The organism is Rathayibacter sp. Leaf296 (genome assembly GCF_001423045.1).
GTDB lineage: Bacteria > Actinomycetota > Actinomycetes > Actinomycetales > Microbacteriaceae > Rathayibacter > Rathayibacter caricis.
The window spans coordinates 1,693,534-1,706,455 of record NZ_LMNR01000001.1; the positions used below are offsets into that span (position 1 = coordinate 1,693,534).

Here is a 12,922-nt window from a genome sequence, read left to right on the forward strand (position 1 = left end):
CGATCTTCGGAGCCGGGAAGAACGCGCCGGAGTTCGCCAAGGCGTACGTGGCGACCATCCGGGACATCGTCCTCGCCCTCGGCATCTCGGACGCGAAGATGGAGCGCGGCAACCTCCGCTGCGACGCCAACGTCTCCCTCCGCCCCTGGGGTCAGGAGAAGCTCGGCACCCGCACCGAGACCAAGAACGTCAACTCCCTCCGCTCGGTCGAGCGCGCGGTGCGCTACGAGATCCAGCGCCAGGCGGCGATCCTCGCCGCGGGCGGCACGATCACCCAGGAGACGCGGCACTGGCACGAGGACACCGGCCGCACCTCCGCCGGCCGCCCCAAGAGCGACGCCGACGACTACCGCTACTTCCCCGAGCCCGACCTGCTCCCGGTGGTGCCCGCGCCCGAGCTGATCGAGGAGCTGCGCGCCGCTCTCCCCGAGAAGCCCGCCGCTCGCCGCCGTCGCCTGAAGGCCGACTGGGGCTTCACCGACCTCGAGTTCCAGGACGTCGCCAATAGCGGCCTGCTCGTCGAGATCACCGAGACGGTCTCGGCCGGAGCGACGCCGCAGGCCGCCCGCAAGTGGTGGACCGGCGAGATCGCCCGCCTGGCCAACGCGGCCGGTCAGGACCCGGCGGCGCTGGTCACTCCGACCCAGGTCGCCGAGCTGGCCGGCCTCGTCGAGAGCGGCACCCTGACCGACCGGCTCGCCCGCGAGGTGCTGCAGGGCGTCGTCGCCGGTGAGGGCTCGCCGCAGGAGGTCGTCGACGCCCGCGGGCTCGCGGTCGTCTCGGACGACGGTGCGCTCATCGAGGCGATCGACACAGCCCTCGCCGCGCAGCCCGACGTCCTCGCGAAGATCCGCGACGGCAAGGTGCAGGCCGCCGGTGCCGTCATCGGCGCCGTCATGAAGGCGATGAAGGGCCAGGCCGACGCCGCCCGCGTGCGCGAGCTCGTGCTGGAGCGCGCCGCCGGCTGAGCCGGTGAGCGGGGAGCGGAGGAGACGGTGAGCGACCAGCCCGACGACTCCGTCCCCGCGCGGCTCGATCTGCCGGGCGGGGAGTTCCTCCGTCCCCTGGTGTCGAGCGACGCCGACCTCCTCGGGGCGGCGATCGGCGAACGCCGTGCGTGGCTCGAGGCGCTCCTCCCGAGCGGGTCCGACCCGCACGACGACGTCGAGGCCCTCCGGCTCGTCGAGGGCGCTGCCCGCGCAGGGCGGGCGCACGCGTTCGTCCTCGTCGACGACTCCTGGACCTCGGTGCGAGGAGCGTTGAGCGTCGTGCCCGGCGAGGGGCGCACGGCGACCGCGTCCTGGTGGGTCCTCCCTGAGCTGCGCGGATCGCGCACCGAGGAGGAGTTCGACGCGTTCGCACGCCGCTGGCTGCTGACACGGTGGCCGTTCGATTCCGTCGGGACCCCGGACAACCACCCGGAGGACCCGGCGGCTCTGGCCGGAGCGAACATCCTCGCGGTGCTGCCCGATGCGCCGCAGCGCACCCCCCTGCCGGAGCCCGACCTCGACGCCGCGCGACGGCTCTGGTCCGAGTACCCGGGCTCCGGCCCGCATCCGCTGCCGCCGGTCGAGTCCTTCGGCGATTCCGTCGAGCTGGCCGACGAGCTGATCGCACTGGTCGCGCGCGGAGTGAAGACCGCGACCGCGTCCCTGGTCGGCGAAGATCCGGTTCCCGCGGCCGGCGATCACTGGATCGTCTGCGACGGGACCGGCGCACCGCGGCTCGTGCTGCGCAGCGACGAGGTGCGGATCGGACCGCTCGACTCGGTCGACGTGGCGTTCGCCTGGGCCGAAGGGGAGGGGGATCGCACCCGCGAGTCGTGGCTGGCCGGGCACCGACGCTACTTCGCGCGCGAGGACCCGGAGTCCTCGCTCGAGGAGGTCGTGTTCGAGCGCTTCCGGGTCGTGTGGCCGCAGGCCGCCGCCGCTCGCGCCGCCGCCTTCGCGACATCCCCCGCCGCGGCGCTGCCGGACTAGGCCGACTCGGGGTCCCGGCCCCCACTCTCGGGGGTTCCCCGGATGCCGCTCCCAGGAGTGCTGCGACAGAGTGGATCCATGGCCACTCTCACTCGCCCCCGTCGGGGCACGATCATCGCCGGCGTCTGCGCCGCACTCGCCCACCGCTTCGGCTGGAGCCCCTTCCTGGTCCGTCTGCTCTTCGTGCTCTCGTGCCTGCTGCCGGGACCGCAGATCATCGCCTACATCGTCCTGTGGATCGTGATCCCGAAGCAGAGGTGACTCCGCGCTCCCGTGTGGAGCGCACTCTGAGCGCACGTTCAGGAGTCATGCGTGCGAGCGTCCTAGCGTGTCGCTGAGCGACCGCTTCCGCGCGGCGCCGAGGAGGAGATCATGGGATTCCTGGACCGACTGCTGGGACGCGACGAGCCCGCCGAGAACGCACGACGCGACTCGGGCCGGCCGGACGGGCAGCAGCCCGCCTACGGCACTCCGCCCGGACGCTCCGCCCGCAGCGAGGACGAGATCGCGATCGAGCGGTACCGCTACCTCCTGCGCACCGCACCGCCCGAGGCTCTGGAGCAGGTGCACCGCGAGGCCTTCGAGCAGCTGACTCCGGAGCAGCGCCAGCAGGTCTTCCGCGAGCTGAGCGAGGGCGCGCCGGTGGGCGACGCCCCGCGGAGCGACGACCCCCGGGCGCTCGCGCAGTCCGCGACCCGCAGCGAGCTGCGCCAGCCGGGCTTCATGGAACGGCGGTTCGCCGGCGGCGGCGCGGGCGGGATGGGCTTCGGGGGAGTCCTGGCGTCGTCGATGCTCGGCACGATCGCCGGATTCGCCATCGGCTCGGCGATCGCCGGTGCCTTCCTCCCGGACGCCGGTGGCGACTACGCCGGGGGTGAGGGCGGCGACGGCGGGGCGGGAGCCGACGGCGGTGACGCCGGAGCGGACGCGGGAGGCGACTACGGCGGAGGGGATTACGGCGGAGGCGGGGACTTCGGAGGCGGAGACTTCGGAGGCGACTTCGGAGGCGGAGACTTCGGCGGCGGCTTCGACATGTGACCTCACGACGGAGCCCCCGGCCCGCGCGAGCGGGACCGGGGGCTCCGTGCTGTCCGGGGCGCTCAGCTCTCGTCGAGCAGCATCGCCTTCACCTCGCGTCGCAGCACCTTGCCGATCATGTTGGTCGGCAGCTCGTCGATGACGACGATCCTGCGCGGCACCTTGTAGGGCGTGAGCGCCTCGCGGACGAGCGCGCGCGCCTCCGACTCGTCGAAGTGCGCGCCGGGCTCGAGCACGACGGCGGCCGCGACCATCTCGCCGCTGCGCGCGTCCGGGAGGCCGACGACCGCCGCGTCCCGGACCGAGGGGAGGCGGCGCAGGACCTCCTCGACCTCGGACGGAGCGACGTTGAAGCCGCCCGTGATGATGAGCTCCTTGATGCGGTCGACGAGGCTGATGAAGCCGTCCTCGTCCATCGTGGCGATGTCGCCGGTGCGGAACCAGCCGTCGGTCGTGAACGAGTCCGCGGTCTCCTGCGGCTTCCGGTGGTACCCGCGGAACACCTGCGGGCCTCGCACCACGAGCTCGCCCTGCTCGCCGAGGGCGACGTCGACGGAGGGGTCCTCCGGGTCGACGATCCGCACGTCCGTGCCGGGCAGCGGCAGGCCGACGGTCCCCGCGCGCCGAGTGGGGCCGACCGGGTTCGCCATCAGGACCGGCGAGGTCTCGGACAGGCCGTAGCCCTCGACGAGGGTGCCTCCCGTCTCCAGCTCGAAGCGGGCGACGAGCGCGGGGTCCAGCGGCATCGCCCCGGAGATGGCGATCTCGATCCCCTGCAGCGAGACGCCCTTCTCGCGGGCGCGCGCGGCGAGCCGCTCGGCGATCGGAGGCACGGCCGGCAAGAACGTCGCGGGGTGCTTGCGCACGACCTTCAGCACGAGGTCGGGATCGAACTTCGGGAACAGCACCAGCCGCGCGCCCATGCTCATCGCGAAGGTCAGGCAGAGGGTGAGGCCGTAGGCGTGGAACATCGGCAGCACCGCGTAGACCACGCAGTCGCCGCGGCGCACCGTGGGCACCCAGGCTCGGGACTGCGCGGCGTTCGTCGTCAGATTGCGGTGCGTGAGCTCGGCGCCCTTCGGAGTGCCCGTGGTCCCGCTCGTGTACTGGATCACCGCCAGGTCGTCGGCGGTCGGACGCGGGTGAGCGGGGTCGATCCGGCGACGCAGCAGCGAGTCCCACTCGATCGCGCCGCGCACGCGCCCGGTGAGGGCGGCGCGGGACTCGCGCGCCTTCCGGATCGGCAGGCGGAGGGCCGCGCGCATCGGCGCGGGCATCGCCCGGGTGAGGTCGACCGCCACGACGGTCTCGACCCCGAGATCGGCCGGGAGCTCCTGGACGAGAGGCACGACGCGGTCCCAGGCGATCGCGACGCGCGCGCCGTGGTCCTCGAACTGGTGCCGCAGCTCCCGCGGCGTGTAGAGCGGGTTGTGCTCGACGACCACCGCTCCCAGCCGGAGGACGGCGTAGAAGGCGACCACGTGCTGGGGGCAGTTGGGCAGGATCAGGGCTACGGGATCGCCCTCGCGGACGCCGAGCCTGCGCAGGCCCTCGGCCACGCGCTCCACGTCGTCCGCGAGCTGCGCATAGCTGGTCGCGCGACCGAAGAACTCCAGCGCGACCTTCTCGGGGTACTGCGCCGCCGACTCCGTCACGATGTCGAGGAGCGAGCCCTCGGGAGGCTCGAGTTCCGCCGGCACTCCGGGTGCGTAGCTGCGGATCCAGGGACGGGGCGCGGGGCTGCTCACCCGCACCACTCTAGGCGCACGGGCCGGCGCCGCCCCTCGGGCGGGCGCCGGCCGCCGGGGTCAGGCGCGGGCGACCGCGTCCTCGACGGGAACGTCGCCCGAGACGAGCTCCCAGGTCCGTCCGATGGACGCGGGCTGCTCGAGGACGGCGACGACCACGGCCGCGACGTCCTCGCGGGGGATGCTTCCGCGCTCGACCTTCTCGCCCAGCTCGACGCGGCCGGTGCCCTCGTCGGTCGTGAGCCCGCCCGGACGCAGGATGGTCCAGTCGAGATCGGTCTTCCTCAGGGCGGTGTCGGCGTCGCGCTTGGCCTCGACGTAGGCGCGCCAGACCTCCTCGGTGTCCTCGGCCAGCGGCTCGTCGACGCCGATCGCGCTGATCTGGACGAAGCGGCGGATGCCGGCCGCGGCCGCGGCCTCCTGGCTGAGGACGGAGGCGCCCAGGTCGACGGTCCGCTTGCGCTCGATCCCCGAGTCGGGGCCGGCGCCAGCGGTGAAGACGAGGGCGTCGACGCCCTCGAGCAGCGCAGCGAACTCCTCGGCGCTCGAGCTCTCGAGGTCGTGGACGAGCGGCTCACCGCCCAGCCGCACGATGTCCTCGGCGTGCTCGGGGTTCCTGATCACTCCGACGGACTCGTGCCCGGCGTCGTAGAGCAGGTGCAGGATCTGCTGACCCACCTTGCCGTGGGCTCCGATGACGGCGACTCGTGTCATGCGTGTTCCTCTCCTCGGCGGGGCGCGAGGCCCCGGTGCTTCCTCCGCCGCAGCGGCGGTGGCCCCATCCTGCCCGCGGCACATGGGAGCGGCGTTCAGGCTGCCAGGCGGTCGTCGCGCCCGGTGACGGCGAGCAGGCGCGTCTGCAGCGGCGCGTCCTCGCCGACGGGAACCGGAGCGGCGAACAGCCCGCTCGCGCGCAGCGTCTCCTCCTGCGGCGCGAACAGCTCCCACACGGCCGCCACGAGCTCTTCGTCCAGCGCTTCGTCGCTCCCGGTGGCGCGCGCGAGGTCCCAGGCGTGGATCGTGACGTCAGACACCTGCTCCCGGACGAGCTCGAGTGCCGTGACGGAGTCGCGGCCGAGGCGCAGGACGGCCTCCGGCCGGGCGGCGGACGCCGCTGCGCGAGTGTCGGCCGTGACCCGGCTCCACTCGCTGCGCAGATCGCTGCCGACCGGCTCGAGGCGGATCGGGGACTCGTCGCCGCCGGACAGCAGCGTGTGCGCGCGCTGCTGCTCGCGGACGACGTGCAGGACGAGCGCGCGCGTGTCCCACTCGGTGTCTGGGGTCGGCGCCGACCAGTCCACGACGGCGGCCAGGCGGCTCTCGAAGGCGGCGTGCGCGCGCTGCTGCAGGTCGAGCCAGCGGCTCATCTCGGTGGCGGTGGGGGAGGCGGGCTCGTGCGTCATGTCTTCTCCGGAGCGTCGTCGTCGGTGCTCGGGACAACCCCCTTCGGCGCCGGGCCATTCCCGGAGCGGGTGAGAGCCTCCACCTCCCTCGTCGCCGAGCGCCGTGTCGGAGGTGCGTGCGAGCATGGCAGGACGGCATCGGCAGAGGGCGAGCAGGACAGCACGTGAGCAAACAGGACGGAAGCGGCCGGCAGGTCACGCTCGACCCCGTCGACGATCCCCGCGCCAGCATCCTGCACATCGACATGGACGCGTTCTTCGCCTCCGTCGAGCTGCTCGAGCGGCCCGACCTGCGCGGCCGCCCGGTGATCGTCGGGCACATCGGATCCCGGTCCGTCGTCACCGCCGCGACCTACGAGGCCCGGCGCTACGGGGTCAACTCGGCGATGCCCATGGCCGTGGCGCTCCGCCGCTGCCCGCAGGCCGTCGTGCTCGAGCCGCACATGGACCGCTACCGCGAGGCGTCCCGGCGGGTCATGGCGATCTTCGACTCCTTCACCCCGCTCGTCGAGCGGCTCAGCATCGACGAGGCGTTCCTCGACGTGGCCGGTGCGCGCCGCCTCTCGGGCTCGCCCTTCGCCATCGGCACCGCGATCCGCGAGCGCGTCCACTCCGAGCTCGGTCTGACCTGCTCCGTCGGGATCGCCAGCACGAAGTTCGTCGCCAAGCTCGCCTCCGGACGCTCGAAACCCGACGGCCTGCTCGTCGTGCCGTCCGACGGCGTCCGCGAGTTCCTCGATCCGCTGCCCGTGAGCGCACTCTGGGGCGTCGGAGCGAGCACGGAGGAGGCGCTGCTGCGCCGCGGACTGACCACCGTCGCCGACGTCGCCGCGACCCCGCTCGCCGTGCTGATCTCCTCGCTCGGCGAGGCGACCGGCCGTCGCCTGCACGCCCTGTCGAACGGAGTGGATCCGCGCCCCGTCGACACCCGCGTCGTCGAGAAGAGCGCGGGCCACGAGATCACCTTCGCCGACGACGTCGCCGACCCCGAGCTGGTCCGCCGCGAGCTGCTGCGGCTGTGCGACAAGGTCGCGGTGCGCCTGCGCCGCGGAGGAGTGCGCTGCCGCACAGTGGCGGTCAAGGTGCGCTTCGGCGATTTCAGCACCCTGACCCGCTCGCGGACCCTGCCCGAGGCGACGGACGTGGCGCGCGTGCTCTACGAGGCCTCGTCGGCACTGCTGGAGGCGGCGAACCCGATGCGCCGACCCGTGCGCCTCATCGGCGTGCGCGGCGAGCAGCTCGTCGACGGAGACGAGGTCGCCTTCTCGCTCTGGAACGACTCCGACGACTGGCGCGACGCCGAGCTGGCGGTCGACGGGGTCGCGGCGCGCTTCGGCACGGGGGCCGTCCGACCCGCGTCGCTGCTGGCGCGCTCGGCCCCGGAGTCGGCGAAGGGCATCGACCTCAGCGACACGCTCGCTACGCGGAGCCGATCGTCAGACTGACGGGCCGGTGGTCCGATCCGTTGGGTGGCAGGACCTCGACCGTCGCCGCAGGCACGCCATCGGCGAGGGCGTGGTCGAGGCCGACCAGGGGGAGGAGCGACGGCCACGTGGCAGGGAAGCCGATGCCCGAGGTGCGCACGAGCCCGGCCTGCTCGAGCACCGGAGCCAGCAGATGGTCGTCGGTCGCCGTGTTGAAATCGCCCACGACGAGCGTCCTCGCGGACTCGTCTGCCGCGAGGGTCTCGGCCAGACCGGCGAGTGTCGCGTCGCGCTCCTCGTGGTCGCCCAGCCGGAACGACGCCAGGTGCACGACGAAGAGCCGGGTCGTGCCCAGCGTCGTGCCGATGTCGACCGCGAGCGCGCGGTCCCAGCCGAGCCCCAGATCCAGCGCCTCGCCGTTCGAGAGCACCTCTCGACTCCAGACGCCCACTGTCCCGACGACGTAGGAGTGCGGGTAGGCCGCCGACAGCTCGTCATCGACCGCGTCGCGCGCATCGGCGGTCAGCTCCTGCAACGCGATCACGTCGGGCTCGGCGGAGGCGAGCTCCGCCGCGACGGCGCCGGCCTCGCCGCTGCCGCCGATGTTCTGGCTGACGACCGTGAACGAACCGGAGCGCACAGCGGGAGCAGGCATCGCGACGGGCAGGACGAGGACCCCGTAGACCATCGCGAGCACCGTCGCGGCGGCACCGGCGCCGCGCGAGCGCAGGGCGACGGCCGACGCGACGAGCAGGAGCACCGCGAGTCCGGACCACGGGATCGCGGTCTCGACGACCGACAGCCAGCCCGCCGCCTCCGGGAGCACGCGATGGAAGGCGAGGAACGCGGCCAGCCCCGCGCTCGCCACCGCGACCGCGGTCGAGCGGACCGGGTGTCGACGGCGGGGGCGAAAAGGCATCCTCGATCATCGCATCGGCTCCCTCCACCGGGATGGGGGAGTGCTGTGCGCGCCCGCGCGGCGGTTGTCGCCGCTGAGAGCCGCGGAGTAGCGTTCGGGCATGCCCAACATCGCCGTGTCCCTGGCCGACAAAGTCACCTCCGCGGGTACCGCGACGATCTACGGGGAGCCCGTGAGCGTCGACGGCGCCACGATGGTCCCGGTCGCCCTCCGCTGGTTCGGCTTCGGCGGGGGCAGCGGATCCGAGGACGGTCAGGAGGGCGGCGGTGGTGGCGGCGGCGGGGCTGTCGTGCCGATCGGCGCCTACATCAAGGACGATCTCGGCCTGCGCTTCCAGCCCAACATCGTGTCGGTGCTCGCCGTCGGCATCCCGTTCGTGTGGGTGACCGGCAAGGCGCTCGCGCGCATCGTGCGGGCCCTGAAGAAGTAGGGGCGCTCAGCGCGTCCGGATCGGGCGCGCGGTGAACCAGGTCGTCTTGGTGCGGCCGAATCCGACGACGAGTCGCTCCGCGTCGGTCGGGCGACGCGGGTCGTACACGACGACGACGGGCTCGCCCGCCATCCACGCGTCCCCTCGACGCTGCGGCGTCTTCAGAGCGCGCCGCTCCTCGCCGTTCTCGAGCCGGTAGGCGACGAGCAGACGCCCGGCCCGCGCTCCCGGGTCGTCCGCGATCACGCGCCCGCGGACCCGCCTGCCCTGTGCCAGCAGCTCGCGGCGGAGGCGTCGTCGCCGCTGATGGATGAGCACCTGCAGCAGCAGGAGTAGCAGGACGGCGAGAACGACGACCACCGACCACAGCATGCTGTCTATGATTGCTGACGAACACGGGAGTCCGGTGCACCGGACTGAGAGGAAGGCTTTCAGCCTTCGACCGTCGAACCTGATCTGGGTCATGCCAGCGAAGGAACGTTTCGATCTCCTCTTACTACCCGTGCCCTCCATTCGCTTCCACGAAAGGGCACGTCAGTGCAGAACACCACCACCCCCTTCGCCCGCACCGCTCCGCGCCGCGATCTGCGCTGGCGCGTGGTCGACATCGTCGTGGCGAGCGTCGTCGCCGTCGCGAGCGGCATCGTCTTCTGGGCCTGGGGCCTGGCGACGAACGTCCTCGGCCTCGCGTTCGAGTTCCTCCCCGGGCTCGGCGGGATCCTCGGCGGCGGCTGGCTCTTCGCCGGCGTCCTCGGCGGTCTCATCATCCGCAAGCCCGGTGCCGCGCTCTACACCGAGCTGCTCGCCGCGGTCGTCTCCGCGCTCATCGGCACCCAGTGGGGCTATCTGGTCCTGCTCTCCGGGCTCGTGCAGGGTCTGGGTGCCGAGCTGATCCTGGCCCTGTTCCTCTACCGCAGCGGCCGCCCGATCGTCGCTCTGCTCGCCGGAGCGGGGGCCGGGCTCGCGCTCGCGATCAACGATCTGCTCCTCTGGTACGTCGGAGTCGACGGGCTCTTCGCCACGGTCTACATCGTGTCCTCGATCGTCTCCGGCATCCTTCTCGCGGGCCTGCTCCCGTGGCTCGCGGTCCGCGGACTGGCCGCCTCCGGAGCGCTCGACCGCTTCGCCTCGGGACGCGAGGGCCGGGTGATCGACGGAGCGGCCGCGGGCGCCCGATGAGCGGCGCGGCGGTCTCCGCTCGCGGATGGAGTTGGCGGCACGCAGGGCGCTCCCGTTCCGCGGTCACCGGGCTCGATCTCGAGATTGCAGCCGGGGAGCGGGTGCTCCTGCTCGGACCCTCGGGCGCGGGCAAGAGCACTCTCCTGCACGCTCTCGCCGGAGTCCTCGGCGGCGAGGAGGACGGCGCGTCGACCGGCGCGCTCGTCCTGGACGGGGACGCACCGGTCCGTCGTCGCGGAGTCGCGGGCCTCGTGCTCCAGGATCCGGACACGCAGGCGGTGCTCGCCCGCGTGGGCGACGACGTGGGCTTCGCCTGCGAGAACCTCGGTGTCCCGGCGGGCGAGATCCCGGAGCGGGTGCGGCAGGCGCTCGACGACGTCGGGCTGGATGTCGCGCTGGATCGGTCGACATCGGCGCTCTCGGGTGGTCAGAAGCAGAGGCTCGCGCTCGCGGGCGTGCTGGCGATGCGCCCACGACTCCTGCTGCTGGACGAGCCGACCGCGAACCTCGACCCCGACGGGGTCCGCGAGGTGCGCGACGCCGTTCAGCGCAGCACGGCGCGCACCGGAGCGACCCTCGTCGTCGTCGAGCACCGGGTCGACGTCTGGGTCGATCTCGTCGATCGGATCGTCGTGCTCGGCTCGGACGGAGCCGTGATCGCCGACGGTGCGCCGTCGACCGTGCTCGAGGAGACCCGCGCGGTCCTCGAGGCTGCCGGCGTGTGGCTGCCGGGGGAGCGCCCCGCACGCCGCCCGGGACCGGACGGCGCCGCGCCTCCCGCGCTGCGCACCGTGGATCTGGCCATCGCGCGGCCGCTCTTCGGAGTCCGCCGCCCGCCCCGCGTCGCGGAGGGACTGGACGTCGAGATCGGGCAGGGCCGCGTCACCGCCGTCCTCGGGCCGAACGGAGCGGGCAAGTCGACCCTCGCGCTGACTCTGGCCGGGCTCCTGGATCCGGCGGCGGGGCAGGTCATCGCCTCGGACGAGGTCCGGGCCGGGGCGTCCCCGCATCCGCACCGCTGGCGCTCGAGGGAGCTCGCGGACCGGGTCGCGATGGTCTTCCAGGAGCCGGAGCACCAGTTCCTCACGGCACGCGTGCGGCAGGAGTTGCACCTCGGTGCCCGCGACGGGGCGGAGCGCTCCCGCGCCGACGCGATGCTCGAGCGGCTCGGGTTGTACTCCCTCGCCGACGCCAATCCGTTCACGCTGTCCGGCGGGGAGAAGCGGCGCCTCGCCGTCGCCTCCGCTCTGGTGCGCCGGCCGTCGGTCGTCGTGCTCGACGAGCCGACCTTCGGCCAGGACCGTCGCACCTGGGACGTGGTCGTCGACCTGCTGGCCGAGCTGCGGGCGGACGGGCGTGCGATCCTCACCGTCACGCACGACGAGCACCTCGTCGACGCGCTCGCCGATGCGGTCCTGCCGCTGGGCGCTGCTCAGGAGGTGCGGCGATGACCCTCCTCGACGCCCTGCCCGCCCGCGGAAGGATCGCCCGGGCGAATCCGGTGGCGAAGCTGCTCGCGAGCCTCCTGATCGCGATCGTCCTGGTCCTCACCCTCGATGCGGTCTCGGCGGCGACGGCGCTCGCCCTCGAACTGCTCGTGCTGCCCTTCGCGGGGCTGCGACTCGGCGACCTGCTCCGCCGCACGGCTCCCGTGCTGATCGCCGCTCCGCTGGCCGGGATGACCACCGTCCTCTACGGACGCGACAGCGGGGCGGTGCTCGCCGAGTTCCTCTTCGTCAGCGTCACCGACGGCTCCGTCGCGCTGGGTGGTGCGATCACCCTCCGCGTGCTGGCCATCGGCCTCCCGAGTGTCGTGCTGATCGCGACCACCGACCCGACCGACCTCGCCGACGGACTCGCGCAGATCCTGCGCCTGCCGTCGAGGTTCGTCCTGGGCGGTCTCGCCGGCATGCGTCTCGTGGGCCTGCTCGTCGACGACTGGCGGACGCTGTCCATGGCGCGGCGTGCCCGCGGCGTGGCCGACGGCCGCGGCCCGGTCCAGGCTCTCCGCAGCCTCGCGGGTCGCACGTTCTCCCTGCTGGTGCTCGCCATCCGGCGGGGGAGCCGACTCGCCACCGCGATGGAGGCGAAGGGGTTCGGAGCGGACACGCCGCGGACCTGGGCGCGGGTGTCCCGCTTCGGCGGCGGCGACGCCCTCCTCGTGCTGGGAGGCGCCGCGATCGCGGGCATCGCCGTCAGCGCCGCCGTGCTCGCCGGCACCTGGAGCTTCGTTCTGCGTGGCTGAGACCCTGACTCCCCGGGTCACTCGAGTGCTGGCCCGCCGCATCGTCGAGCGACGCGCCCGGACCGTGCTCGTCGACGGTCCGAGCGGATCGGGCAAGTCGACCTTCGCGGTGGACTTGCTCGCCCGCGTGAGCGCGATCGCCGGTGCGCCCGAGGCCGTCCTCGTGCGGATGGACGATCTGTATCCGGGTTGGTCGGGCCTGGACCGTGCAGCCACGGAGGTCGCCCGGGAACTCGTGCGCCCGCACGCCCTGCACGGGACCGGCCGCTGGCGGCCCTGGAACTGGGCGAGCGGGACGTCCGCGGGTCCCGTCGTCGTGCGCTGCCCCCTGCTCGTCGTGGAGGGCTGCGGTGCCGCGACGGCCGCGGGCCGAGCGGTGGCGGATCTCACGATCTGGATCGAGACGGGTGACGTCGAGAGGCGACGGCGTGCGCTCGCCCGGGACGGCGCGCTCTTCGAGTCGCACTGGGACGAGTGGGACGAGCAGTTCCGGCGCTACCGGCTGCGCGAGCGGCCCTGCGAGGGCGCCGACGTCGTGCTCGACACCGGCTCCTGAC

At 73.3% G+C, this 12,922-nt stretch carries 15 protein-coding genes and 1 riboswitch; of the genes, 10 read left to right on the forward strand and 5 right to left on the reverse strand.

Annotation, left to right across the window (positions count from 1 at the left end):
* The 4 genes from gatB to ASF46_RS07855 all read left to right on the forward strand — a co-directional run.
* A partial coding sequence (gene gatB, locus ASF46_RS19710) for an Asp-tRNA(Asn)/Glu-tRNA(Gln) amidotransferase subunit GatB (protein ID WP_416351482.1) occupies positions 1–968 on the forward strand: 968 nt, incomplete at its 5' end.
* 27 nt (positions 969–995) lie between these two features.
* Complete coding sequence (locus ASF46_RS19715) at positions 996–1,979, forward strand: ASCH domain-containing protein (RefSeq protein WP_235576882.1); 984 nt, start codon at positions 996–998, stop codon at positions 1,977–1,979.
* A 78-nt stretch (positions 1,980–2,057) separates the two neighbouring features.
* Positions 2,058–2,240 carry a PspC domain-containing protein gene (locus tag ASF46_RS07850; protein WP_056867027.1) on the forward strand — a complete coding sequence of 61 codons (183 nt, stop codon included), beginning with the start codon at positions 2,058–2,060 and terminating at the stop codon, positions 2,238–2,240.
* Between the two features lie 111 nt (positions 2,241–2,351).
* Complete coding sequence (locus ASF46_RS07855; protein ID WP_056867028.1) at positions 2,352–3,017, forward strand: hypothetical protein; 666 nt, start codon at positions 2,352–2,354, stop codon at positions 3,015–3,017.
* Positions 3,018–3,079: 62 nt separating this feature from the next.
* On the opposite strand, the gene ASF46_RS07860 is transcribed toward ASF46_RS07855, so the two are convergent.
* The 3 genes from ASF46_RS07860 to ASF46_RS07870 all read right to left on the reverse strand — a co-directional run bounded on the left by ASF46_RS07860 (position 3,080) and on the right by ASF46_RS07870 (position 6,168).
* A complete protein-coding gene (locus ASF46_RS07860) occupies positions 3,080–4,765 on the reverse strand; it encodes a long-chain-fatty-acid--CoA ligase (RefSeq protein ID WP_082485410.1) in 1,686 nt (561 codons plus the stop codon).
* A gap of 60 nt (positions 4,766–4,825) precedes the next feature.
* Positions 4,826–5,479: an SDR family oxidoreductase gene (locus ASF46_RS07865; protein ID WP_056867030.1), complete on the reverse strand. Its 654-nt coding sequence runs from the start codon at positions 5,477–5,479 to the stop codon at positions 4,826–4,828.
* 95 nt (positions 5,480–5,574) lie between these two features.
* Positions 5,575–6,168, reverse strand: a complete 594-nt coding sequence (locus ASF46_RS07870) for a TIGR03086 family metal-binding protein (RefSeq protein ID WP_200919670.1) — start codon at positions 6,166–6,168, stop codon at positions 5,575–5,577.
* Positions 6,169–6,332: 164 nt separating this feature from the next.
* Here ASF46_RS07870 and dinB point away from each other — a divergent pair, with 164 nt between their 5' ends.
* On the forward strand, positions 6,333–7,613 hold the full coding sequence (gene dinB, locus ASF46_RS07875) for a DNA polymerase IV (RefSeq protein ID WP_056867031.1): 1,281 nt from the start codon (positions 6,333–6,335) through the stop codon (positions 7,611–7,613).
* Here dinB and ASF46_RS07880 read toward each other — a convergent pair.
* Positions 7,588–8,511, reverse strand: coding sequence for an endonuclease/exonuclease/phosphatase family protein (locus ASF46_RS07880; RefSeq protein WP_082485310.1), 924 nt, complete (start codon positions 8,509–8,511; stop codon positions 7,588–7,590). The genes dinB and ASF46_RS07880 overlap by 26 nt on opposite strands.
* 100 nt (positions 8,512–8,611) lie before the next feature.
* Between ASF46_RS07880 and ASF46_RS07885 the strand changes: the two genes are divergently transcribed.
* Positions 8,612–8,941 (forward strand): hypothetical protein, encoded by a 330-nt coding sequence (locus ASF46_RS07885; protein WP_055792478.1) that lies wholly within the window; start codon positions 8,612–8,614, stop codon positions 8,939–8,941.
* A 6-nt stretch (positions 8,942–8,947) separates the two neighbouring features.
* On the opposite strand, the gene ASF46_RS07890 is transcribed toward ASF46_RS07885, so the two are convergent.
* The gene (locus ASF46_RS07890; protein WP_056867033.1) at positions 8,948–9,313 is read right to left on the reverse strand and encodes a DUF3592 domain-containing protein; all 366 of its coding nucleotides are present in this window, start codon (positions 9,311–9,313) and stop codon (positions 8,948–8,950) included.
* Positions 9,314–9,327: 14 nt separating this feature from the next.
* Positions 9,328–9,436, forward strand: a riboswitch (TPP riboswitch).
* A gap of 42 nt (positions 9,437–9,478) precedes the next feature.
* On the opposite strand from ASF46_RS07890, the gene ASF46_RS07895 reads away from it, so the two are divergent.
* The 4 genes from ASF46_RS07895 to ASF46_RS07910 are packed head-to-tail and all read left to right on the forward strand — an operon-like array spanning position 9,479 to position 12,921.
* A complete protein-coding gene (locus ASF46_RS07895; protein ID WP_056867034.1) occupies positions 9,479–10,120 on the forward strand; it encodes an ECF transporter S component in 642 nt (213 codons plus the stop codon).
* Positions 10,117–11,571: an ABC transporter ATP-binding protein gene (locus ASF46_RS07900; RefSeq protein ID WP_082485311.1), complete on the forward strand. Its 1,455-nt coding sequence runs from the start codon at positions 10,117–10,119 to the stop codon at positions 11,569–11,571. Before ASF46_RS07895 ends, ASF46_RS07900 begins: the two co-directional genes overlap by 4 nt.
* Positions 11,568–12,365, forward strand: a complete 798-nt coding sequence (locus ASF46_RS07905; RefSeq protein ID WP_056867035.1) for an energy-coupling factor transporter transmembrane component T family protein — start codon at positions 11,568–11,570, stop codon at positions 12,363–12,365. Before ASF46_RS07900 ends, ASF46_RS07905 begins: the two co-directional genes overlap by 4 nt.
* Entirely contained in the window at positions 12,358–12,921 is a 564-nt protein-coding gene (locus tag ASF46_RS07910) for an ATP-binding protein (RefSeq protein WP_200919671.1), read from the forward strand. Before ASF46_RS07905 ends, ASF46_RS07910 begins: the two co-directional genes overlap by 8 nt.
* The last annotated feature ends 1 nt before the right edge of the window (position 12,922 follow it).

Bases quoted from the DNA above. Each gene is read 5' to 3' on its own strand.
- ASF46_RS07865 (WP_056867030.1), bottom strand. From the start codon at position 5,479: ATGACACGAGTCGCCGTCATCGGAGCCCACGGCAAGGTGGGTCAGCAG.
- ASF46_RS07870 (WP_200919670.1), bottom strand. From the start codon at position 6,168: ATGACGCACGAGCCCGCCTCCCCCACCGCCACCGAGATGAGCCGCTGG.
- ASF46_RS07880 (WP_082485310.1), bottom strand. From the start codon at position 8,511: ATGCCTTTTCGCCCCCGCCGTCGACACCCGGTCCGCTCGACCGCGGTC.
- ASF46_RS07850 (WP_056867027.1), top strand. From the start codon at position 2,058: ATGGCCACTCTCACTCGCCCCCGTCGGGGCACGATCATCGCCGGCGTC.
- ASF46_RS07890 (WP_056867033.1), bottom strand. From the start codon at position 9,313: ATGCTGTGGTCGGTGGTCGTCGTTCTCGCCGTCCTGCTACTCCTGCTG.
- ASF46_RS07905 (WP_056867035.1), top strand. From the start codon at position 11,568: ATGACCCTCCTCGACGCCCTGCCCGCCCGCGGAAGGATCGCCCGGGCG.
- ASF46_RS07855 (WP_056867028.1), top strand. From the start codon at position 2,352: ATGGGATTCCTGGACCGACTGCTGGGACGCGACGAGCCCGCCGAGAAC.
- ASF46_RS07885 (WP_055792478.1), top strand. From the start codon at position 8,612: ATGCCCAACATCGCCGTGTCCCTGGCCGACAAAGTCACCTCCGCGGGT.
- ASF46_RS07900 (WP_082485311.1), top strand. From the start codon at position 10,117: ATGAGCGGCGCGGCGGTCTCCGCTCGCGGATGGAGTTGGCGGCACGCA.